General features: G+C 38.2%; 21 protein-coding genes and 1 other annotated feature. Of the genes, 2 read left to right on the top strand and 19 right to left on the bottom strand.

Annotated features, from left to right (window positions below):
• Positions 1 to 14 precede the first annotated feature (14 nt).
• Entirely contained in the window at positions 15 to 1,313 is a 1,299-nt protein-coding gene (locus KJS44_RS06635) for an oligosaccharide flippase family protein (protein WP_008688679.1), read from the top strand.
• 81 nt (positions 1,314 to 1,394) lie between these two features.
• Here KJS44_RS06635 and KJS44_RS06630 read toward each other — a convergent pair whose 3' ends face one another.
• Complete coding sequence (locus KJS44_RS06630) at positions 1,395 to 2,057, bottom strand: DUF421 domain-containing protein (protein ID WP_008688680.1); 663 nt, start codon at positions 2,055 to 2,057, stop codon at positions 1,395 to 1,397.
• 61 nt (positions 2,058 to 2,118) lie between these two features.
• Here KJS44_RS06630 and KJS44_RS06625 point away from each other — a divergent pair, with 61 nt between their 5' ends.
• Complete coding sequence (locus KJS44_RS06625; protein ID WP_008688682.1) at positions 2,119 to 2,475, top strand: DUF3792 family protein; 357 nt, start codon at positions 2,119 to 2,121, stop codon at positions 2,473 to 2,475.
• Here the strand turns inward: KJS44_RS06625 and ruvB are convergent, their stop codons facing one another.
• From ruvB to KJS44_RS06535, 18 genes are all read right to left on the bottom strand, one after another.
• Entirely contained in the window at positions 2,476 to 3,483 is a 1,008-nt protein-coding gene (gene ruvB / locus KJS44_RS06620; protein ID WP_008688684.1) for a Holliday junction branch migration DNA helicase RuvB, read from the bottom strand.
• A gap of 3 nt (positions 3,484 to 3,486) precedes the next feature.
• Complete coding sequence (ruvA, locus tag KJS44_RS06615; RefSeq protein ID WP_008688686.1) at positions 3,487 to 4,071, bottom strand: Holliday junction branch migration protein RuvA; 585 nt, start codon at positions 4,069 to 4,071, stop codon at positions 3,487 to 3,489.
• A 211-nt stretch (positions 4,072 to 4,282) separates the two neighbouring features.
• Positions 4,283 to 4,885: a hypothetical protein gene (locus tag KJS44_RS06610; protein ID WP_008688689.1), complete on the bottom strand. Its 603-nt coding sequence runs from the start codon at positions 4,883 to 4,885 to the stop codon at positions 4,283 to 4,285.
• A 143-nt stretch (positions 4,886 to 5,028) separates the two neighbouring features.
• On the bottom strand, positions 5,029 to 5,661 hold the full coding sequence (locus KJS44_RS06605; RefSeq protein ID WP_008688691.1) for an alpha/beta fold hydrolase: 633 nt from the start codon (positions 5,659 to 5,661) through the stop codon (positions 5,029 to 5,031).
• Positions 5,658 to 7,061 (bottom strand): MATE family efflux transporter, encoded by a 1,404-nt coding sequence (locus KJS44_RS06600; protein ID WP_008688693.1) that lies wholly within the window; start codon positions 7,059 to 7,061, stop codon positions 5,658 to 5,660. Before KJS44_RS06600 ends, KJS44_RS06605 begins: the two co-directional genes overlap by 4 nt.
• 9 nt (positions 7,062 to 7,070) lie before the next feature.
• Positions 7,071 to 7,895 carry an HAD-IIB family hydrolase gene (locus KJS44_RS06595; protein WP_008688694.1) on the bottom strand — a complete coding sequence of 275 codons (825 nt, stop codon included), beginning with the start codon at positions 7,893 to 7,895 and terminating at the stop codon, positions 7,071 to 7,073.
• 55 nt (positions 7,896 to 7,950) lie between these two features.
• Complete coding sequence (locus tag KJS44_RS06590) at positions 7,951 to 8,559, bottom strand: hypothetical protein (protein ID WP_008688696.1); 609 nt, start codon at positions 8,557 to 8,559, stop codon at positions 7,951 to 7,953.
• A gap of 137 nt (positions 8,560 to 8,696) precedes the next feature.
• Positions 8,697 to 9,452, bottom strand: coding sequence for an exodeoxyribonuclease III (locus tag KJS44_RS06585; protein ID WP_008688697.1), 756 nt, complete (start codon positions 9,450 to 9,452; stop codon positions 8,697 to 8,699).
• A 171-nt stretch (positions 9,453 to 9,623) separates the two neighbouring features.
• Positions 9,624 to 10,913 (bottom strand): GTPase ObgE, encoded by a 1,290-nt coding sequence (gene obgE / locus KJS44_RS06580; protein WP_008688699.1) that lies wholly within the window; start codon positions 10,911 to 10,913, stop codon positions 9,624 to 9,626.
• A gap of 74 nt (positions 10,914 to 10,987) precedes the next feature.
• Positions 10,988 to 11,272 carry a 50S ribosomal protein L27 gene (gene rpmA / locus KJS44_RS06575; protein ID WP_008688701.1) on the bottom strand — a complete coding sequence of 95 codons (285 nt, stop codon included), beginning with the start codon at positions 11,270 to 11,272 and terminating at the stop codon, positions 10,988 to 10,990.
• Between the two features lie 2 nt (positions 11,273 to 11,274).
• The gene (locus KJS44_RS06570) at positions 11,275 to 11,592 is read right to left on the bottom strand and encodes a ribosomal-processing cysteine protease Prp (protein WP_008688703.1); all 318 of its coding nucleotides are present in this window, start codon (positions 11,590 to 11,592) and stop codon (positions 11,275 to 11,277) included.
• A gap of 4 nt (positions 11,593 to 11,596) precedes the next feature.
• The gene (rplU, locus tag KJS44_RS06565; RefSeq protein ID WP_008688704.1) at positions 11,597 to 11,908 is read right to left on the bottom strand and encodes a 50S ribosomal protein L21; all 312 of its coding nucleotides are present in this window, start codon (positions 11,906 to 11,908) and stop codon (positions 11,597 to 11,599) included.
• Positions 11,909 to 11,920: 12 nt separating this feature from the next.
• Positions 11,921 to 11,995: a sequence feature (ribosomal protein L21 leader region), on the bottom strand.
• 245 nt (positions 11,996 to 12,240) lie between these two features.
• Positions 12,241 to 15,324: a DNA polymerase III subunit alpha gene (dnaE, locus tag KJS44_RS06560; protein ID WP_008688705.1), complete on the bottom strand. Its 3,084-nt coding sequence runs from the start codon at positions 15,322 to 15,324 to the stop codon at positions 12,241 to 12,243.
• Positions 15,325 to 15,644: 320 nt separating this feature from the next.
• A complete protein-coding gene (locus KJS44_RS06555) occupies positions 15,645 to 16,595 on the bottom strand; it encodes a DHH family phosphoesterase (RefSeq protein WP_008688706.1) in 951 nt (316 codons plus the stop codon).
• A gap of 1 nt (position 16,596) precedes the next feature.
• Positions 16,597 to 17,793 carry an acetate/propionate family kinase gene (locus tag KJS44_RS06550; protein ID WP_008688707.1) on the bottom strand — a complete coding sequence of 399 codons (1,197 nt, stop codon included), beginning with the start codon at positions 17,791 to 17,793 and terminating at the stop codon, positions 16,597 to 16,599.
• A gap of 16 nt (positions 17,794 to 17,809) precedes the next feature.
• Positions 17,810 to 18,127, bottom strand: a complete 318-nt coding sequence (gene ylxM, locus KJS44_RS06545) for a YlxM family DNA-binding protein (protein ID WP_008688708.1) — start codon at positions 18,125 to 18,127, stop codon at positions 17,810 to 17,812.
• Entirely contained in the window at positions 18,124 to 19,092 is a 969-nt protein-coding gene (ftsY, locus tag KJS44_RS06540) for a signal recognition particle-docking protein FtsY (protein WP_008688709.1), read from the bottom strand. The genes ylxM and ftsY overlap by 4 nt, the downstream gene beginning before the upstream one ends.
• Complete coding sequence (locus KJS44_RS06535; RefSeq protein WP_008688710.1) at positions 19,092 to 22,022, bottom strand: chromosome segregation protein SMC; 2,931 nt, start codon at positions 22,020 to 22,022, stop codon at positions 19,092 to 19,094. Before KJS44_RS06535 ends, ftsY begins: the two co-directional genes overlap by 1 nt.
• Positions 22,023 to 22,121: the final 99 nt, after the last annotated feature.

Here is a 22,121-nt window from a genome sequence, read left to right as displayed (position 1 = left end):
CAAGGATGATTCTTATGAAAAAAACATTGCTGCGTTCAACGTTTCTTTTACTGTTGGTTTCCGTGATTGCTAAAATCTTATCTTTTCTTGTACGTATTCTTTTAGCTCGCACTCTAAGTGAGTCTGCAATGAATTACTATACACTCGCTTCCCCAACCATGGTCATTATGATTACCTTAGCGCAAATGGGGATACCTGGAGCTTTGAGCAAGGTCATTGCCCAAAGCAAGGATACGCGTAAACCACTTTTAGCAAGTATCCTTGTTTCCATGATAAATAATATCGTAATTATCGCCGCCTTTTTCATTCTTCTTCCCTTTTTATCTTTCTATATTTTAAAACAGCGTGAAATATTACCGGTGTTATACGCCATTTTACCATTAATTCCCCTTGTGAGCATATCCGGTATATTAAAGGGGTATTTATTCGGGAAGCAACAGCACGTTCAAGCAACTGCCTGTCAATTATTTGAAGAAGGTTCACGTATCCTCTTTTTGCTTGTTATGTTCTCTATGGATCACTCGTTAACTAATGTCACAATGGCAAAAATTGCCATGTATTCAATCAGTGTCGGTGAATTATGTAGCAGTTTGTATATGCTGTTCGCCCTTCGTCAGCATAAACATGATATCCGACAATTACCAACCTTATTTCACACATTGCATCGTCAGCAATTTGATGAAGTATTATCCATCAGCATCCCTATGACCGGAAGTCGTTTAATCGGATCTTTTACCTATTTTTTAGAGCCCATTGTCATGGTAATTGGTTTAAGTGCCTTACAAAGTGATACGATGATTCATGCCTATGGACAATTGAATGGCTATGTTTTGCCAATCATCACGATGCCTAGTTTTTTAACCATCACCTTAAGTAATTTTTTACTTCCTTCTTTTACGTATCATTATGCCCGTGGACATGAAGCGACAGCCCGTCATCAATTTTCTTTTATCTTAGCAAGTTGCTTTATTGTCGGTGCTATCTGCAGTTTCCTATGCTATTTTTTTAATGAAGAATTGTTATTGCTTTTTTACCACAATACACGCGGTGCCCTTTTATTAAAACAACTCGCCATTCCCTTTGCACTGTATTCGCTGCAGCCTCCTTTAAGTAGCATGTTGCATGCGATGTCGCTCAGTAAAAAAACAGTATACGATACCTTTGCAGGCTCCTTTACCCGTTTATGCTGTGTCGCCTTTTTATCACATATCCTGTTCGCTGATGCATTAAGCATAGCAATCAGTGCTGGTATGTTGGTCACGACTTGTCTTCATGCCATTCGCCTATGGTTCGCTTTTACCAAAAACAAATAATTATTGCACATTATAAAAAAGATAGAAACATGGAAAAATTTCTATCTATACCATCTAATTTCTTATGGCGACATGATAAAATCAAAACATCTTATTTTGGGAGTCTATTTCCTTCTTAATGATAAAAAAAGCATTTTTTTGCCAGATGCATAAAAAGATATCTTTAACATCTTGAATCCCTTCTTCTTTCATACAGGCTTTCAGCCATTCACTGTCGCGATGCAGATCCTTCAGTGCTTTTTTATTGATAATGCCATCACTGATCAATGGATCCGGATGCTTGACTTTACAGCTTTTTTTCGGCAACACACTTAATTGTCCATTATTTTCCAATACAGCAAAAGCCACTTCATCAGGCGTACATAGATCATGCGAACGTATTTGACTCATCAAATCGTCAATGTTATATCGATTCTTACGCATTGCATCTTGGTTGATGTGTCCATTATGTATTAAAATAACACTTTTACCATCAAAAATATCACGTACTTTTTTGCTTTTTAATAAGATCCAGCTGATAATGATTTGTAAAACGGCCAAGGTAAAAATGGGTACGAGTGATTTGAGAATACTTTCATGTGATTCGGTAATAGAAATAGCAAGCAATTCACTCATAACCAAATAAATAACAATATCAAATACAGATAATTCACCAACTTCACGCTTTCCCATGATTCGTAAGGCAATTATAATGACAAAGTATACGACGAGACATTTTATCATCAATGTGATATATTCTTGCATTTTTCATCCTCCTTGCATAGTCCGACAAACTTTTTCATACATTACAATGAGGTGATTCCCATTGAAATCAAAGTTACAGACTTACCTTCAAAGTGCCGCTATTCTTTTAGCACTCACATTGTTATTTTCTCTTATCTTTGCCGCTTTATACTATTTTACCTGGATTTCAGCTGAAACTTTTCATATTCTGAATTGGATTGGCGGAGCTATTGCTTATGGTTGTGGAGGTGTCTGGTTAGGCATCAAAACAAAGAAAAAAGCGCTGTTCAGCGCTTTAGGAATGATTCTTTTATTTTGCATACCCGTCTTTTTATTAAGCGGCATTTCTTTACTGTCCATTATAGAAATGCTTTCCAAAGCTCTGGCTTTTATCGCTTGCTGTATGTTAATGTATGCGAAGACACAAGCGAAAGCTTAATTATAACTTGAATAACCCTTCTTCCATATCATAACCCAAATGACGATATGCTTTATCCGTTACAATGCGACCACGGGGTGTACGATTTATAAAACCGATTTGTAATAAATATGGTTCATACACATCTTCTAATGTCATAGCTTCTTCACCGATACTGCTAGCTAAAGCTTCCAAGCCAACCGGACCGCCTTTAAATCGTTCAATGATTCCTTTCAAATATTTATGATCAACGTTATCAAGGCCTAAATGATCGACCTTTAACTTATCAAGGGCCATTGCAGCGACTGCCTTATCGATGATGCCATCATTCATAACTTGTGCAAAATCACGCACTCTGCGAAATAAACGATTTGCGATACGTGGGGTTCCACGTGAACGCAATGCTATTTCCAATACGGCTTCCTCTTCAATTTCCGTATCCATGACACGGCTTGTACGCCATATGATCTGTTGCAACTCATCTAGACTGTAAAATTCCAGCTGCGATACTATACCAAAACGATCTCGCAATGGTGCTGTTAGATCTCCAGCTCTAGTCGTTGCGCCCACTAAAGTAAATGGTGGAAGATCCAAACGGATAGAGCGTGTCGTACTGGAATCTTTACCGACTACGATATCAATACAATAATCTTCCATTGCTGGATAGAGCACCTCTTCGACTTGTTTGGGTAAGCGGTGTATTTCATCAATAAACAAAACATCTCCTGCTTCTAAAGTTGATAAGATAGCAGCCAAATCTCCACTTTTTTCAATAGATGGTCCACTGGTTGTTTTAATATGCCCACCCATTTCATTTGCCAAGATATAAGACAATGTGGTTTTTCCTAATCCTGGAGGCCCATACAATAAGACATGATCCAAAGCTTCATTGCGTTGCTTCGCTGCCTGAATAAATACTGCTAGATTTTCTTTTAACTGCGCCTGCCCGATATATTCCTTTAATGTGGAAGGACGAAGTGTATCCTCTTCCTCAACTCCCTGCATTTCATTTGAAAGCACACGTTCCATGCCTTATACTCCCTTTCTTTTTGCCAATATAGATAATGCCTTTCGAATATATTGATCACTAGTCGTAGACTCTTCCATGGCCATTAATTCTTTTTTCACACTGCTAATTTCAGCATTTTTATAGCCTAAAGCTTTTAATGCCTCTATGGCATCCAACAGTTGGGCATTTTCTTTTGCCTCAATTTCAGTTACTTCTTCGACCAATTTATTCTTCAGATCCAAAACAATTTGACTTGCTGTTTTAGCACCAATGCCTGGTAATCCTTTTAATGTTTTGACATCATTATTTTCAATTGCCATGATCATATTTTTAGCAGGACAAACCGCCAACATACCCAATGCTGTTTTAGGGCCCACACCTTTTACACTGATCAATTGCAAAAACAAATCATGTTCTTCCATACTTGTAAAACCAAACAGCGTAATAGCATCCTCTCGAACATGCTGATAGGTAAACAAGGTTACTTCTGTATTCAAACGTACAGCCTGTGGATTTGCGATATATACACGATAACCAATGCCATTGTTATCTATGATCAAAGAATCATTGCTGTAGCTGTGAATCGTCCCACGAATAAATGCTATCATTTTTATCACCTTGTTTTATTTTATCACGCCTAACGCTAAAAAAAAAGAAGGAGTATGAGATTCCTAATGATTCTTCATCAGCCAACCACAAAGGAAAATATCAAAAAACAATGAAAGAGCTTTTAAGCTCTTTCATATAATCGTAAACCATTCGTGATTTGCTTAATAACATGTAAACGCAATAAATAAAAGAATCGACCTGTGGAAACCGTTACTCTTTGTCCATTGCAATTACCTGCTCAATAAAGGTAGGATCATACTTCTCCTTTAACTCCTTTTGCATAGTGATTGTTTCTGTTGCAGAAGATTCATTCCCTGTAGCATCCATATCATAATATTGTGTACTCTCTAAAAACAGACAATACAAACTTACCGCTTCTAGGTGCTGTTCTTCCTTCATGTAAAACGTATACGTGTCTAAAAAACGCTTTACTACGTCGCTTTTATGAATAATTGCCACAACTTGATCATGTTCATAAAATGAATAAAAATGTTTATCTGCCCCTAGCCCTGTTTCATAGATTTGGTAGGTTTTTTCCGGCGTTATAAGTTCATAATATTCCCATCCTGTTTTTACAAAAAGAATTTGTTTTGTAACATGTAGTCTGCTCATGCATTCAGCATATGGCATGCCATCTTTACGAATAACAACTTTTTCAAAACCTTCTGCATTTAGCTCATAATCATGACCAAGCAACTGCATCGTTCCTATCCACGCTTCGGGTAAAACAGTAGTACCTATAAGCTCACCTTTCCGTGTTATCTCATGTTTGCTTAATGGTAAGCGCTCTTTCTGCTCAAAATTTACAATCATAATTTCCTCCATTTTATATTTATATCTGTATTGAGTATATCGTAAACGGTTACATTTTACAACTAAGATTGAAATTAAAATCATGAACAGGTAATTTTTTTGCAAATCTTCGCATCTATCGTTAATTTTTAGAAGGTGATTGGTTATCTTATAATCCCTTTGATTATTTTTGTGAGATGGTCTGGGTTTTCCAGCATTGGCATATGACAACTATCTTTAACAAAAAAGAGTTGTAGTTTCGCCAAAGTATCCGCATCTAAACAAAGATCGTGTATACGATCAGGATATGCAGGCAAGCCACGATCACCATAAATACCATACACCAAGCAGTTCGCCTGCTGCACCAAATAAGCATCATCAAATGTTTCTTGCAGTTCTTTATTTAAGGCATCTAAGTAATAGATGGATTCTTCTTGAAGCATCGACATAAGTTCATCTTTTACTTCACTATTTTTTGCCAAAAGCAAATTGCGATAAAATGCCGCTGCCGGACGTAAATTAGTTTCTATGAAAATAATCCCTTTCACTCGCATTTGAAAGTCTGCACAAAGCTGTAAGGCAATCTTGCCACCCATACTATGTCCTATGATATAATCATAAGATGCTTTTCCATAGCGATCATAAACATCTTTCGTGATATCCATCACTTGTTTTGCCTGTAACAAAACATCATGCGAATACTTTACAAAAACATTGTCTTCTTCTTCCCAATCCTTTATCATGTATCGCCATATTTCCTTTGTACATTTTGCCCCAGGTAACCATAAAATTTTCATACTTCCTCCTTGGCTTTGCAATCATTTTTTAATTTTTTATAAACGGTAAGATACATCGTCAAATAGCTGCAACCACCACCAATAAAATTGGAAATCGGTTCAGCCAGAAACACTCCCATGACCCCCAATTGGCCAACTGTAGGCAGCCATAACGTTAACGGTATAACAATTATAACTTTGCGGAATAAAGAAAAAAAGATAGCTTGTCCACTTTTATTCAATGCCACAAAAACACTTTGCCCACTAAATTGAAATCCCATCATGAAATAACCAAAGTAATACAGTTGGATTGCCGGTATGCCCCGTTTTACAATCACTCGATCACTAGAAAAGATATGGAGGAAGAACGTAGGCGTCAAATAGACAAATAGCCACATGAGCAGCATATACGCAACAACAACGACACTCATAAAGCGAATTGCCTTCAAGACGCGCTCATCCTTATGAGCTCCGTAATTATACCCTAACACCGGCTGTGCAGCATTGGTAATTCCACTTGCAGGTAATGTGATGACTTCACGTAATGAATTTATAATGGTCATGATACTGATATACACATCACCACCATACTGTTGTAAACTGGCATTGCATACCACCTGTACAGCACTATTGGTAATAGCCATAACAAAGCCACTCATCCCTAGCATAAGGATCTTTTTTACGTAGCACAATTGCAATTTCAATGCATGTCGCCTCAGCATGATACCACTTTGTTTATGCGCAAGAAACCATAAGATGCAAACAGCCGATGCTAGCTGCGAAAGAACGCTTGCGATTGCTGCCCCCTTTACCCCTAAATGGAAACTGAAAATACATAACGGATCCAAAATGATATTGAGTACAGCACCCAATACTACACTTAACATCCCTATCTTTCCAAACCCTTGGGCATTTATAAAGCTGTTCATGCCTAAGGATATCATGACAAAGAGCGAGCCAAACATGTAAATGGTAATATAGTCATCTGCAAATGAAAAAATAGCATCACTTGCCCCAAACAAATATAAGATATCTGTTTTAAACAACAATACAAAAAGGGTTAAAACGATACCAAATACCAGTAAAAGCGTAAAGCTGTTTCCCATAATTTCTTCTGCTTTTTTCGTATTCCCACGTCCTCGCTCAATCGAAAACAAAGGAGCGCCACCCATCCCTGCCAGATTTGCAAAAGCAATGACTAAGGTGATGATGGGAAACGTAATGCCGACTCCGGCAAGTGCATGATCGGCTACATCAGGTAAACGGCCAATGTAAATACGATCAATGATGTTATATAAAACATTGATAAATTGTGCAAGGGTCATAGGCAAAGCCAGTCGTAAAATATGACGGGCTACACTTCCATTACCAAAATTTTCTCCCCCTTTGTGCTTGATCGTTGCTTCTATCTTGCCACGCATAAATCGTATCTACCAACCGAAAGGCTTTAAAAAATGTTCTTCCATATACCATGCAAAGCCATCTTCATCATTGCTTTTCTTTGTTATATCATCCGCAATCGCTTTCGTATCTGCACTGCCATTGCACATACATACACCTAAACCACTGCATGCAAGCATATCATTATCGTTACTTGTATCACCAAATGCCACCACACTTGCGAAAGAAAGCTGATTCATCTCACAGTATTTCTTTAGCGCAAAAGCTTTTGAAACGCGATGATCAGCAAATTCCATTAAGGTTGACTGTGTTTTAAAGCCTTTATAAAACGGTGAAGGATGCTGGGCAACATAGCGTTCAATTGATGGCATAACCTCTTCCGTTACGCGAAACATGATCTTTGCATTCTCTTTTTGATACAGCTGTTCAGGCGTATCCATAACAACAATCTCTTTGTCACTGCTTTTAGCAGAATGTTGCATCATCGCATCATTGCGTCTACACAGTAAATAACCATCATGATAAATAAAGTAGTTTGCATCAAATGGCTCCATCAACTCAATGATTTCTTTAATCCATTCGGGCTTTAATTTATAATAGCCAAATTCTTCTTGTCTTTTTTCATCCCATAATTCAGAACCATTCATACCAATCAAAATATCAAAAGGATAAGAAAATCCCCATTTCTTTGCATTCCGCTTTAATTCATCCAACGGTCTGCCAGAAGCGATACCGAATAATACTCCATGTGCATGTAGACGATCAATCACCTCTTTGGTCTTCCATGTCAATCGGCGATCTGTTGTCACCAAGGTACTATCAATATAACAAATAACCAATTGTATATTTTCCATACTACTGCCCCTCTCTTAGAACGTATGCTCATTATACTACAAAATGTCAATGGATTTAAATTGCATCCAATAAAGCCCATAAACAATTTAATGAAAAAACATCTTTACTAACACCATAGCCAAAGCTAAGAATAAAAGCAGCTAATGGAAGCATGAGAGCAAGGAAAGCGATAAACCCATCGTTTAATATGGAAGGCAATGTTCCTTGATAGGCAAAATACATAGTTAAGCCAATTAGCACTGCAGACAACACCATAATGCAAGATAAGCGAAATTGCCATTGTTTCACATAAGCACTCTTTACCTGTAAAAAACTTTGTAAATTTTCATATTCTCCCTTCTTTCCCAGAGTGATAACACCAATATCATCCACCTTGTGAAGATCAATCGTTTGTTGTGTGAATAATAAAATATGTTTCTGGCGCTGTTTTTTGGCTTTTGCATAACGCACTAATGCAGAAAGAATGTCCTCACCATAAACAACATCGCAGATATACCCATACGTATCCAGATGTTTTGCTTCTTCCAATTCCCAGGCATCTTTTACACAAAGGCGCATTTGCATATGCTTACTTGCAAATAATGCTAACAGCCCTTCCATCGCCTCATCCTGTAATGTTTCATAATCTATATATACATATGATTTTGGTGCAAATGCTATCATAAGAAACCCTCCCTTTATAGTTCCCATTATATGGGATTCAGTAAAAGATTGCAATCATTTTCTTATATTTCTTATTTATCTTATATTTTTGGATGCAACATCATAATATAAAAAAAGCCGTACTTTCGTACGAACTTTTAAAAGTCAATGTCAAGTGAAACCGGACAATGATCAGAGCCAAATACATCTGTATGAATACTTGCTTCCTGTATCTTATCTTTGGCATCTTCACTCACTAAAAAGTAATCAATGCGCCATCCGGCATTTTTCTCGCGCGCTTTAAAGCGATAGCTCCACCATGAATATATGCCTTCCTGCTCTGGATATAAATAACGGAAAGAATCGATGAAGCCACTCTGTTGAAGCGTTGTCATCTTCGCTCGTTCTTCATCAGTAAAACCGGCATTGCGACGATTGGTCTTTGGATTTTTTAAGTCGATTTCCTTATGTGCTACATTCAAATCGCCACAAACAATCACACTTTTCTTTTCCTTTAATGCATTCAGATATGCGCGGAAATCATCTTCCCATTGCATACGATAGTCCAAACGCAATAAACCATCTTTTGAATTCGGTGTATACACACAAACCAGATAAAAGTTTTCATATTCACAGGTAATGACACGTCCTTCATGATCATGTTCATCAATACCCAGATCATAGGTCACCGCTATTGGCTTTTCTTTGGTAAACACCATTGTTCCACTATATCCTTTTTTATCTGCACTGTTCATATATTGATAATATCCGGGTGTTACAATATCCAATTGCCCCGGTTGCATCTTCGTTTCTTGAATACAAAAAATATCTGCATCTATTTCTTGAAAGAAATCCATAAAGCCCTTTGTCATACAGGCACGGATTCCATTGACATTCCATGATACCATCTTCATAAACATCTACCTCCATCACATAGCATTATGATAACGGATTTCATAGAAAATTACTAGTAGTTTAACCAAACATCTTGCGTTTCCATGTTACCTAAATATATTTTCTTTCATATGAAAAAGTCAGTGATGTAGCAAGACATGAAAGTCTGCAGATCATCACCGACATTCTGTTTATTCCATAAATTCAAATTCAATATTACAGATGACAACGGTATCGCCGTCCTGACATCCCGCATCACGCAATGCCTGGTCAATCCCCATCTTACGCATCTTACGCGCAAAACGCATGAAATCTTCTTCATTATCCAGTTTGCTCATCTTAAAGCTTCGTTCAATCTCATCACCAACGATTTCCCAATCACCATTTCCAAGATTGCGAATTTCGTACGCTGGTTTTTCGGGTTCAAATTTATATAAGACACCTTCGGCTTCCTCATCCACTTCTGCATCATTGAATAATGGAAATTGTGGTGTAGTTTCTAATAAATCAGCTGCCCGATATAATACCGGCTCCAAACCTTCCGCGATAATCGTCGTCGTTTCAAAAACTTCTACCTCAGGATAGGCCTTTTTAAAACGTTCTAGATTTTCTTTTGCTTTCTCTAGATCCATCTTATTCGCCAAAACAATCTGAGGACGTTCCATCAAACGATATTCATAGTTTGCTAACTCTTCATTTATGATCTTATAATCTTCTAGCGGATCACGGCCATCATGGCTGCCCATATCAACTACATGGATAATCACGCGACAACGTTCAATATGACGCAAGAATTGATGCCCCAATCCTTTACCTTCACTTGCACCTTCAATCAAGCCCGGCAAATCTGCCATAACAAAACTACGTCCATCCGGTACTTGAACCATGCCTAAATTCGGAGCTAAGGTCGTAAAGTGATACTCTGCAATCTCTGGACGTGCCTTTGATACAACGGATAAGAGTGTTGATTTTCCTACAGATGGAAAACCGACCAAACCAACATCGGCTAGCACCTTTAATTCTACTTGGATATCTAATTCTTCTCCTGGCGCACCTAGTTCTGCATATTGAGGAGCCGTATTTTTACTTGATTTAAAATGAAAATTTCCTTTGCCCTTTTTACCACCTTTGGCAATAACCTCTCGTTGTCCTTTATGGGTCAGATCAGCAATGATCCTACCACTCTTCATATCTTTTACAATCGTTCCTAATGGAACTTTAACAACACAATCCGCACCTCGTGCTCCATGCATTTTCTTTGTTTTTCCCTTGCCACCTGGCTCAGCCGCAATCTTTTGGTTATAACGAAGATCTAACAATGTTGTTTTCCCTTCATCTACCATGAAGACAACATCACCGCCATCACCGCCATCACCACCGCTTGGCCCACCATAGGCAACATATTTTTCTCTACGGAAAGCAACGATACCATCACCGCCTTTTCCCGCTTTTACATGTACTTTTACACGGTCTACAAACATTTGCACACCTCCTTATCTATTTTTTAAACAAACTTTATTCAAAAATAAAATCCCCATGTGGGGATTTTTTATTCTTAAGCCTGTGGGTAAACTGATACTTTTTTCTTATCTTTACCTAAACGCTCGAATTTTACGATACCATTTACTTTTGCAAATAAGGTATCATCTCCACCTCTCCCAACGTTTGTACCTGGGTGAATTTTCGTTCCGCGCTGACGATAAATGATAGAACCTGCGTGGCAGTATTGTCCATCAGCTAATTTTGCGCCAAGACGTTTTGACTCAGAGTCACGACCGTTCTTTGTAGAACCAACACCTTTTTTAGATGCAAACAACTGAATATCTAATACGAATTTCATACTCACACCTCCTGATCATGTATTGAAATATAGTTATGATAATTTTCTTCCAGAGTTTTTAATTGAATCAGCATCGCTTCTAGTAAAAGCTCTGCCGTTTCATCTCTCTGTTTTAAACTGATTTTTACATATGCTTCTTTCATGACAAGTTCGCACACGTCATGTTTCGTCATTTGGTCCAAAACATTCAGCATTCCTACCGCGATAGAACTAACTCCGGCACATACAAGATCTTGACCATGTTCGCCATATTCTGCATGATTATGAATCAGCACTTCCTGTAGAAAATCCGACTGTCGTTTAACCTCGACGTTTACCATATTCTTAAGCCTCGATAGATTCGATTGTTAATTTTGTATATGGCTGACGGTGACCCTGTTTGCGATGAGAGCTTCCTTTTTTTGCTTTGTACTTGTAAATGATGATTTTCTTAGCTTTGCCCTGTTTTTCAACTTTAGCATTCACCTTTACACCTTTTACATATGGAGTACCAACGCGCAGTGCACGGTTGCAGTAAGCGACAACTTTGTCAAATACTACTGTTTCTCCTTCAGCTACATCCAATTTTTCAACGAAGATTGTTGCACCTTCTTCTACACGGATCTGTTTTCCGCCTGTTTCAATAATTGCGTACATAATCGCACCTCCTTCTTGTTTAAGACTCGCCATGCAAGGTGATGATTTCTCATGCTTAAACCCTGTTTTGAGCGGTTGTAAATCCAAAAGAGGACATACAACATAGATATGTTATCATAAACTCTAATAATTAACAAGAGTTTTTTTCTTTCATGCCTTCCTAATTTTTTCTTTCATTCTTTACTTATCAATTCGATATGACGATGTTAATACGCATGCAATCCATTTTGAGATAATTCTACAATAGTTGCAATCTTTTTTAACAAACATAATAAACATTGCGTTTACTTCTGTATCGCCAATCCTTTACTTCCTAACGAATGAAGCTAGCCTTATTCCTCATCCTTCTGTATACGTGTTAGTTTCTTGACCAAGCAGGAGGTTTCTTTATCAACAACTCCTTCCACATACAGATAATTCCCCTTGATTAGATCATCAGCATGTAGTTCATAAATATTTGGCATACAAACCAAATCAAACTTCCCTGTTTCATCAGCTCCTACCACAAACATCATTAAATGACCATTCTTTGTACGGAACTGTTTGGTACGCTCAACCATACAAATGAATTTCACATAAGAATGCAAATGTGAGGTCAATGCAATTAAAGGCACCAAACCTTGCTGCATTTTATCACGCAATGCCGTAATCGGATGAGCAGATAAGTAAAAGCCTAGCATCTCTTTTTCACGTTCAGCGCGCTGTGCCGCATTTTCTTTTAAAGAAGTTAATGCCGGCTTGCTTACTAATTCAAAATCAAATAATATTTGATCTTGATCCTCAATCTTCACCAGATCTCCATAACGTATTGCATCATCTAAAGATGCTAACAAAGAACTGCGATTGATCTTGAATTCGTCCAATGCCCCGGCAAATATCAGCATTTCCATTGTTTTTTTACCAAGCTTTTGCCCTTCCATACGCGCCACAAAATCAAAGAAATCTTTGAAGTTCCCACGTTTTTGACGTTCTTCAATTAGGACATTAGATACCGCATTGCCAATACCTTTAATACCAACAAGAGGAAAGCGCAATGCATTGCCTTCTATTTCATACTGGTTGCTGCTTTGATTTACTGATGGCAACAATATTTCAATATGTCGTTTTCTTGCTTCAAAAACATATTCACTCGTCTTAGTTTCTGAACCTATCACACTATTCAACAAAGCGGTAAAGAAGTACAAAGGTGCATTGGCTTTCAAATACGCCATCTGATAAGCAATCATACCATAAGCAACAGAATGTGAACGATTAAAACCATAATTCGCAAATTTCATGATCAATTCATAGACACGTATTGCCAAGCTCTCTTCATAACCTTTTTGTTTAGCACCTTCGACAAAATCTTCTCGTAAACTTTGTAATTCCTTACCTTTTTTCTTTGATATCGCCTTTCGCAAGTTATCCGCTTTGCCAAGTGAGAAGCCAGCCATTGTTTGAGCAATCTGCATGACCTGTTCCTGATAAATCATAACGCCATAAGTGTTTTCTAAAATCGACTTTAAATCAGGATGTAGATAATCTACTTTTTCAGGATGTGTACGACATTCCAAATAGCGAGGTATATTTTCCATCGGTCCAGGTCGAAAAAGTGCTACCGTAGCCACAATATCTTCAAAACAAGTCGGTTTCATCTTACGGATTAAATTTTTCATCCCTTCACTTTCTAATTGAAAGACTCCGACCGTATCTACTGATCGAATGAGCTGATACGTTTTCGCATCGTCTAAAGGGATATGCATGATATCTAAACGTTTCTCTTTCGCATTAATCTGATGGACAATTTCATCAATAATGGTCAGATTACGCAATCCCAGAAAGTCCATTTTGATAAGTCCCAATTCTTCCAAGTACTCCATCGTGAATTGTGTGGCACACATTCCTTCATCTACATCAATTAATGGACAAACATTAGAAATATCCTCATTGCTTAAAATTATACCGGCAGCATGCAAAGAGGAGTGACGCGGCAAACCTTCCAATTGCAAAGCAATGGCAAACAGCTTCCGCATTTGTTCACCGCTGTTGATCATTTGTTTGAATTTCACACGTTCCTGATAAGCATCCTGTAAAGTTACTTTGGGCCGATTTGGTACTAATTTACATAACAAATCAATCTGTCTTGGGGCAACTTGCATCGCTTTTCCTACATCGCGAAGTACCTGTTTTGCAGCCAAGGTATTAAATGTAATAATATGTGACACATGATGTTCTCCGTATAAATCATGCACATAGGCGATCACTTCATCTCTTCGATCATCTGGAAAATCGGTATCGATATCCGGCATAGAAACACGTTCAGGGTTTAAAAAACGCTCAAACAACAAATGGTAGCGAATCGGATCGGCATGAGTAATTCCTAAACAATAGGCGACTAATGAACCGGCAGCACTGCCACGGCCTGGCCCAATGTAAATATCTTGCGTTTTTGCAAAACGGATAAAATCCCAGACTATTAAAAAGTAATCTGCATATCCCATAGAAATGATAACATCCAATTCATAACGCAGACGCTGCTCATAAACAGATGGGATTTTCTGATATTGCATCCTTTTCTCAAGTCCTTTATGACAAAGCCTGCGTAAGAATTCCTCACTGCTCATACCATAACGATTTTTGAATTTAGGTAAAATGGCCTTTGGAAATTTCATTTCAACATGACACATCTGAGCAATTTTATCACTGGCTGCCAGATCATCTTCATCGTATAGTTCTACCATTTCTTCTTTCGAGCGGAAATATCGCTTTGGGCTATAATTCAGCATCTTATCATCTAAAGATACCCCTTGGTTGATAGCACATAGTGTTTTATAGCTTTCTTCACCTTTCGCTTCATCAAAATATATACGAGATAAAGCCGTCGTTGGTATTTGCATCTGTTGACATAATGCTTTTAAAAGTCGGTTCTTTTGTCGTAATAACGGGCTGTCGTTACGAGAGATTGCTACATAGAAAGTCGCGAAACTTTCCTTACACCGTTGCAAAAAGGCTGCCAAATGTTCCATCTCTTCTTTTATGAGATATGTTTCCATCTGATTTTGGTCACCATTTGTTAAGACGACACAATCTTTCGTATACGTTAACAACTCTTCCATTGTTAACTGTTCTTTCCGTTCTTTTGTATTTAGCATTGTAGATAATTTCATCAACGCTTGATAACCATCATCATTTTTGGCCAATAGTATAAAGCCAAATATTCCCTCTTCTTCAGCCACCTCTACTTCCATACCAAAGATTGGCTGAATATCAGCTTTCTTAGCCATATGATAAAAGGCCATGGCTCCATGCATAACTTCTTTGTCACAAAGTGCTACCGCATGATAGCCATACCGCTTAGCACTGTCAACGATCTTTTGTATGGTCATCGTACTTTGCAGCAAGGTATAACAGCTGCGCACATGCAGATGTACACTCATGACATCACCTCTTTCATTCTTATATTTTATCATGTATAAAAGAAAACTTGAACCTCTTCCACAGATTTCCTAAAGATTACATTGAGAATATCATTTTTCTAACCTTTTAGATTTCCTTTTCATTACATGTATGCACATACTACGTCTTTATAACGTAAGGAATACACATACTTATCTCTACCTTTTCATTTGGCAGGGAATTTCATCATAAGTTCACTCATAAAATGGTAGTTAAATAGTTTCTAAAGTACAGAAAACATGAAAAAAGTCTTATAACTATCGTTATACTACTACATAACAACAGTTTCAAGACTTTTTATTTATTCATCAATGCGTTTTAATAAGTCCTGTAATAAGCGATTAATGTCATCCTTCTTTAATCCCTTAACCCCACAGGCAAAGCGATGTCCGCCACCATGATAAGTATTGGCAATATCATTGATCGTTTTTTGGCGAGAGCGCAGGCTACCATTATAGATTGCGTTACCATCAGCATCTCGTTCTTTTTCAATAAATAAGGCCCATGCTTCAAATTCCTGTACACCGCCCATAACAAATACTTTTTCCTTCGCCTCATCAAACGTCAGTCCATAATGCTCGTAATCTTCTTTGGATACGATCATATAGGCTAATTTCTCTTCTAAGACACTGCAATTCGCACGAATATAATTTTCATAACGATATAGACGCAGACTTGTCGAAAAATTGTCTTCATTTGCCTTAGCTACATCCACACCACATGTTAATAAATAAGCAGCCACGTGGAACGTATCTGGTGTCATGGTTGAAATAGAAAAACGTAAAGTGTCAGCAATTAAACCACCATATAAATATTGTGCACACAGTGCAGATATACGAATACCTTTTTGCATAAACATATCTGCTAATATTTCACATGTAGCACCTTTCAGATCCTGAATAATTTCTACATCGGCAAATGTTTCGACATAAATATGATGGTCTATTTTCAATCGATAGGCAGCGTTTAGAAAGCGTTCATCATCCACACGGGCACTATTCGCCGTATCCAAGATAATAGCGAGACTCTGTGTTATTGTTTCATCATCTACAACATCCATTGCGGGAAAATTGCCGTCACGTGAACCGCTTCCACTCGACCCTAAAGCATATACCTGCTTTTTGGGATATGTATCTTGAATCCACTGTTTGAGACCAAACTGTGAACCCAAGGCATCACTGTCTGGAGAAACATGACGATATATCGTGATAATGTCATATTGCTCAACTAAATCAAACAGTGCTTGATACATCTTATTCACCTAACAATGCAAAGGTATCACGCGCAATCATCAGTTCTTCATTAGTAGGAATCAACCACACCTGAACCTTACTTTCTGGTTTTGATAATAATAGCTCTTTTCCACGGCTTTTTGCATTCAATTCTTCATCTAAGACGATACCAAATGCATCCTTCAAACGTTCGCATACCAAACGGCGAATATTCGTATCATTTTCTCCAATACCACCAGTAAAGACGATAGCATCCGCACCACCAAGCTGTGCATAATAGCCACCTACTGTATTGATAACACGATTCACATATACTTCCGTTGTTAAGATGGCACTTTCATTGCCTTCCTTGCAAGCATCTTCAATATCACGTGCATCAGAACTAATGCCCGAAACGCCTAGCATACCTGATTGCTTATTCATAACCGTATCCATTTCATCAGGAGTTAATCCTTCTTTTTTCATGACATACGTAACGATAGCAGGATCAATATCACCGCAGCGTGTTCCCATCATCACACCAGCCAATGGCGTAAAGCCCATGGATGTATTAATAGATTTTCCACCATCTACAGCAGTAATCGATGCGCCATTTCCTAAATGACAAGTAATGATCTTTGTATCCTTCACATCCTTGTTCATTAATTCTGCACAACGTAAGGATACATATTTATGAGAAGTTCCGTGGAAACCATAACGACGGATCTTATATTCATCATAATAACGCATTGGCAATGCATAAATATAGCTTTCTTTTGGCATTGTCTGATGGAATGCCGTATCAAAAACGAACACATGTTTACAGCTTGGCAGGTTTTCTTTAAATGCGTTATAACCAACTAAACCAGCTGGGTTATGTAATGGTGCTAAGTCATTTAAAGATGCAAATTTAGCAACTACATCATCTGTTACAGGTACACTTTCTTTAAAGATTTCTCCACCATGTACAGCACGATGACCTGCGCCAACGATTTCATCTAAGCTATTGACAATCTTATATTCTACCAAAGCTTCCAACAATAAAGCCACTGCTTTTGTATGATCTGGGATAGGCAATGTTTTTTTAATTTTCTCACCATCTACTTTAATGGTAAACATCGCATCTTCAAAACCGATTTTTTCGACGATACCACTCGTTAATACCGTCTCAGATGGCATTTCAAACAACTGGAATTTTAATGATGAACTACCTGCGTTCACTGAAATAATTTTAGACATTTCTGCTTTCCTCCTGCTAATTTTCCAATTTTTCTAATTCCTCAACCAGTGTACAGATTTCTGCATCACCGACTGCTTTTATTTTATCATAGATTTTGATTCTTGTTTCATAATTTTGCACAAGATGAAGTTTTTTCTCATACTCCTGTAAGATCAAAGAACTGCGTTTCATATGATCACTTACTGCTGAGCGCGAAATCGCTAACGTTTCCGCAATTTCCGAAAGTGAAAAATCTTCTTGATAATATAATTTCATCACTTCTGCTTGTTTCTCGGTTAAAAGTGTTTCATAAAAATCAAGCAGTGCGTTCATCTCTTCGGTTTTTTCGATCATTCTTCTAATAATCCTTCACACATGCTATATAAGTAAGAATCAATATCGAACGGACGAAGATCATCCACCGTTTCTCCTAAACCGATATATTTTACAGGCAGACCTAATTGTTCACGTATCGCAATGACAATGCCACCTTTTGCCGTACCATCAAGTTTCGTCAAGATAATCCCTGTCACATTGGTCGTTTCTAAGAAAATCTGTGCCTGTGAGATACCATTTTGTCCGGTTGTTGCATCCAACACCAACCATACTTCATGCGGCGCACCAGGAATTTCACGTTCAATAACACGGCGCATTTTCTCCAGCTCTTTCATTAAATTCGCCTTATTCTGCAATCTTCCTGCTGTATCTCCAATCAAATAGTCAATCTGATGTTCTTTCACATAGCGACACGCATCCACTAAAGCTGCACTTGGATCTCCGCCTTCGCGTCCCTTGATACAAGGCACATCTAAGCGTTGGGCCCAGGTTGCCAATTGATCTATCGCTCCTGCGCGGAATGTATCCGCTGCCGCCAAAGCAACACTACTTCCTTCTTCTTGAAAACGTTTGGTCAGTTTAGCCGTGGTGGTTGTTTTCCCACTGCCATTTACACCAACCATTAAGATCACCGTAGGACCATCTGTATTTTTATGAAAAGGAGCGTCCTCTTTTGCACAATACATATCTCGCATAACTTCAATCAGACAATCGGTGATTTCATTAAATTTCTTCAATTTCCGATCCATTGCACGATTTTCTACTTCATCAACAATTTTCTGAGCTGTTTTTATACCGATATCTGCCTCTAGCAAGACAATCATCAATTCTTCTAAGAACGCTTCATCAACACCAGCAAATCCCACTGCTAAACGGCGAATACGTTCAGAAAACGATTTTTTTGATTTATTTAAACCACTTAGATAGCGATCACCATCCTTCTTGGATGAAAATGTATTTTTTAATTTTGATAAAATTCCCATTATGCACTCACCTCTTCTTTATCAATCATATGAATTGCATCCTGCAGCTTAACTTTTAACAGCTGCGACACACCATTTTGTTGCATGGTAACCCCATATAATGCATCACATTGCGCCATTGTTCCCGGACGATGAGTCACTACGATAAACTGACTCTCTCCTCGGAATTGCCCAATGTATTTGGCAAATCGTTCAACATTCGCCTGATCAAGAGCAGCTTCTACCTCATCAAAGATGCACAGTGGCATCGTTCTCGCCTTTAGGATAGAAAAGAGCACACAGATCGCAATCAAACTCTTTTCACCACCAGAGAAAAGGCGAATATTTTGTACGGTCTTTCCTGGAGGCTGGACATCAATATCGATGCCGGTATTTAACACATCCTGTGGATCCACCATGAACAATCTAGCTTTACCACCGCCAAACAAGGCTCGGAAAACATCATTTAACTGCGCATTGATCTTATCAAACATCTCTTTAAACTGTTTGATCATGATTTCATCCATCTCATCGATTGCGGTAAGAATCTTATCCTTTGCCGCCAATAAATCTTCGCGCTGTTTCGATAAAAAGGTAAAGCGTTCACTCACCTCTTCATATTCTTTCGGCGCATCTAAATTTACATTTCCTAACGCCGCAATTTCCTGGCGCAACACGACAACACGTCTGCGAGCTTCCTCCATATCTGTATCTAATTTCATGCTCTGCGCATATTCAAACGTCATTTCATAAGTAGAACTCAAACGCTCCATACTTGTTTCTAACCGTGTTTCAGCTTTAGCTTGTGCGACTTCTACTTCGCGCATTTCATTCTGTAACACATTAAGCTCTCGACGTAATTGGCGAATCTGTCCATCCTTACGTTCCACTTCGTTTCCGGCTTTTAAACGACGTTCACGTTTGCTCTTCATCTGTGAGGTAATATCATCAATCTTAGAATGCACCGCGGAAAGCTTGACGACGATATCATCTTCCATCAGCGCACTATCTGCTAAATCTTCCTGCGGGGCAATTTGCTCGTAATCCGCCTTTAAACGATCATATTTCGCCCATTTTGCCTTAACGATAGGATCTAGCTGCGCACTGGATATCTGCATCTGCACAAAATCGGTACGCAAGCGTTCTTTTTTGCTTTGCAAAGCTGTTAGCTGATTCTTTAAGCCATCTACTTTCATGCTTTGACCATCTAGGCTTTGCAACACCTGATTCAATTCTTTTTGTATCGTTAAAGGAGTTGCTTGATTACGAGTACGTCCACCTGTCATACTTCCCCCTTTATTAACGATATCTCCTTCAAGCGTTACAATCTTATAGCCATAGCGCAACACCTTGGCAATCTCATTCGCATTCACCAGTTGGTCCACCACAATGACATTCCCAAACAATGCATCTCGCAAGGTGTTAAACCGTTCTTCATTTTCAACAAATTCACTCGCGATTCCTAAGAATCCTTCACAGTTTTCAGCCAACATGCGATGTTCTTTATTCATATAGCGTGGTTTCATGACAGTTAAAGGTAAAAAGGTTGCTCTACCTGACTGATTTTTTTTCAAAAAAGAAATTGCATGCCGCGCAGATGCCTCATCTTTTGTTACAATATGATACATTGCTCCAGCCAATGAATTTGAAATTGCCGTTTCATAATTCATCTGCGGTTTAAACAGTTGGGATACTACCCCTAAGATACCATTTAAATTTGCATCTAGTACTGCCTTGACCGCCTGTTGATGATTAAATGGCTGACGCGCTAAATTTTCTAATACATCCTTACGATTCTGCAAGCGATTCAAGATGGCATTCGCCTGTTGATTTTCCTGCAAACAATAAGAAATATCATTATCACATTTCGTCATTTCTTCCTTACGCAATGCCATATCCGTTTCCAAGTCTTGTAAACGGCGAGAACGATCCTCATATTCATAATGAGCCTCTTCCATCATTGCTTTTAATTCTTTCGCTTTCTCTGCATTACTGGCAAATTCCAACGCATATTTACGCTTTTCATCCATTTCGATCTTCCGCGTTTCCAACATACGGGCATCTTCACTTAATTTCGTAAAAGTTTCCTGTAATTTGGTGATTTCACGATCCAACTGATACATCTCATTCCGTAATTCACTATTTTGATTATCTTCTACGGAAATCGTTGTCTCATGCATCGCTTTTTGTGTGTCTAAATCAAAAGATTTCTTTTTCAGCTCTTCCATCTGCGTGTGCAGTTTTTCAATCTCATCCACTAACACACTAACCTCAATCTTTTCTAGTTCACTTTTTTTCTCAATATAAATATTCGCTTTCTTTGCCTGCCGCTTTAAAGGATTCACCTGACGTTCCAATTCCATAATGATATCTTCTAAACGAGACAGATTTTCCTGTGTTCGATTTAATTTGCCTAACGATTCATTTTTACGTTTCTTATACTTAGCCACACCGGCTGCCTCTTCAAATAAAGCTCTTCGCTCTTCAGGCTTTGCATCCGCAAAAGCTGAAATATTTCCCTGTGATATGATAGATAAAGAATCTCTTCCTAATCCAGTATCCATCACAAGATTAACGATATCTTTTAAACGGCATGGTGTCTTATTGATGAAATATTCGCCTTCACCGCTTTGACGATGCAAACGACGGGTAACCTCAACCTCTTCAAAATCGACATTCATAATGTGACGCGAATTATCGAAGACCAAGGTCACTTCAGCCATATTTACCGGTTTTCGTTCTGTTGAGCCATTAAAGATAACATCGCTCATACTGGTCCCACGCAGTGATTTTACGCTTTGCTCCCCCAACACCCAGCGAATGGCATCATTGATATTACTTTTTCCGCAGCCATTTGGCCCTACGATACCAATGACATCAGAATCAAAGGTGATGATGGATTTATCCGCAAAGGATTTAAATCCCTGCAGATCTATTCGTTTTAAAAACATAGGTGCCTCCATTCAAAAAGTCACGTATTGTCTGATAAATAATCATTACTAAAATACGAATCTGCTTTTTATACCGTTTTCTATTATATCATGATTTTT

The sequence above is a fragment of the Longicatena caecimuris genome (assembly GCF_018406465.1).
In the GTDB taxonomy this organism is placed as follows: Bacteria; Bacillota_I; Bacilli_A; order Erysipelotrichales; family Erysipelotrichaceae; genus Longicatena; species Longicatena caecimuris.
This window is presented reverse-complemented; position numbering and strand designations above follow the sequence as displayed.

What these genes read in the sequence shown, in the direction of transcription:
- ruvB (WP_008688684.1), bottom strand. Translation starts at nt 3,483, where the DNA reads ATGGAACGTGTGCTTTCAAATGAAATGCAGGGAGTTGAGGAAGAGGAT.
- KJS44_RS06630 (WP_008688680.1), bottom strand. Translation starts at nt 2,057, where the DNA reads ATGCAAGAATATATCACATTGATGATAAAATGTCTCGTCGTATACTTT.
- ruvA (WP_008688686.1), bottom strand. Translation starts at nt 4,071, where the DNA reads ATGATAGCATTTATTCGTGGGACGATTCACAGCTACAGCAATGATTCT.
- rplU (WP_008688704.1), bottom strand. Translation starts at nt 11,908, where the DNA reads ATGTACGCAATTATTGAAACAGGCGGAAAACAGATCCGTGTAGAAGAA.
- KJS44_RS06585 (WP_008688697.1), bottom strand. Translation starts at nt 9,452, where the DNA reads ATGAAGATGGTATCATGGAATGTCAATGGAATCCGTGCCTGTATGACA.
- KJS44_RS06605 (WP_008688691.1), bottom strand. Translation starts at nt 5,661, where the DNA reads ATGAAAATTTTATGGTTACCTGGGGCAAAATGTACAAAGGAAATATGG.
- rpmA (WP_008688701.1), bottom strand. Translation starts at nt 11,272, where the DNA reads ATGAAATTCGTATTAGATATTCAGTTGTTTGCATCTAAAAAAGGTGTT.
- ylxM (WP_008688708.1), bottom strand. Translation starts at nt 18,127, where the DNA reads ATGATCGAAAAAACCGAAGAGATGAACGCACTGCTTGATTTTTATGAA.
- dnaE (WP_008688705.1), bottom strand. Translation starts at nt 15,324, where the DNA reads ATGAGTGTACATCTGCATGTGCGCAGCTGTTATACCTTGCTGCAAAGT.
- KJS44_RS06570 (WP_008688703.1), bottom strand. Translation starts at nt 11,592, where the DNA reads ATGGTAAACGTCGAGGTTAAACGACAGTCGGATTTTCTACAGGAAGTG.
- KJS44_RS06610 (WP_008688689.1), bottom strand. Translation starts at nt 4,885, where the DNA reads ATGATTGTAAATTTTGAGCAGAAAGAGCGCTTACCATTAAGCAAACAT.
- KJS44_RS06535 (WP_008688710.1), bottom strand. Translation starts at nt 22,022, where the DNA reads ATGTTTTTAAAACGAATAGATCTGCAGGGATTTAAATCCTTTGCGGAT.
- KJS44_RS06590 (WP_008688696.1), bottom strand. Translation starts at nt 8,559, where the DNA reads ATGATAGCATTTGCACCAAAATCATATGTATATATAGATTATGAAACA.
- ftsY (WP_008688709.1), bottom strand. Translation starts at nt 19,092, where the DNA reads ATGGGAATTTTATCAAAATTAAAAAATACATTTTCATCCAAGAAGGAT.
- KJS44_RS06600 (WP_008688693.1), bottom strand. Translation starts at nt 7,061, where the DNA reads ATGCGTGGCAAGATAGAAGCAACGATCAAGCACAAAGGGGGAGAAAAT.
- KJS44_RS06555 (WP_008688706.1), bottom strand. Translation starts at nt 16,595, where the DNA reads ATGTATCAAGCACTGTTTGATTTAGTTGAGCAATATGACATTATCACG.
- KJS44_RS06550 (WP_008688707.1), bottom strand. Translation starts at nt 17,793, where the DNA reads ATGTCTAAAATTATTTCAGTGAACGCAGGTAGTTCATCATTAAAATTC.
- KJS44_RS06595 (WP_008688694.1), bottom strand. Translation starts at nt 7,895, where the DNA reads ATGGAAAATATACAATTGGTTATTTGTTATATTGATAGTACCTTGGTG.
- KJS44_RS06635 (WP_008688679.1), top strand. Translation starts at nt 15, where the DNA reads ATGAAAAAAACATTGCTGCGTTCAACGTTTCTTTTACTGTTGGTTTCC.
- obgE (WP_008688699.1), bottom strand. Translation starts at nt 10,913, where the DNA reads ATGTTTGTAGACCGTGTAAAAGTACATGTAAAAGCGGGAAAAGGCGGT.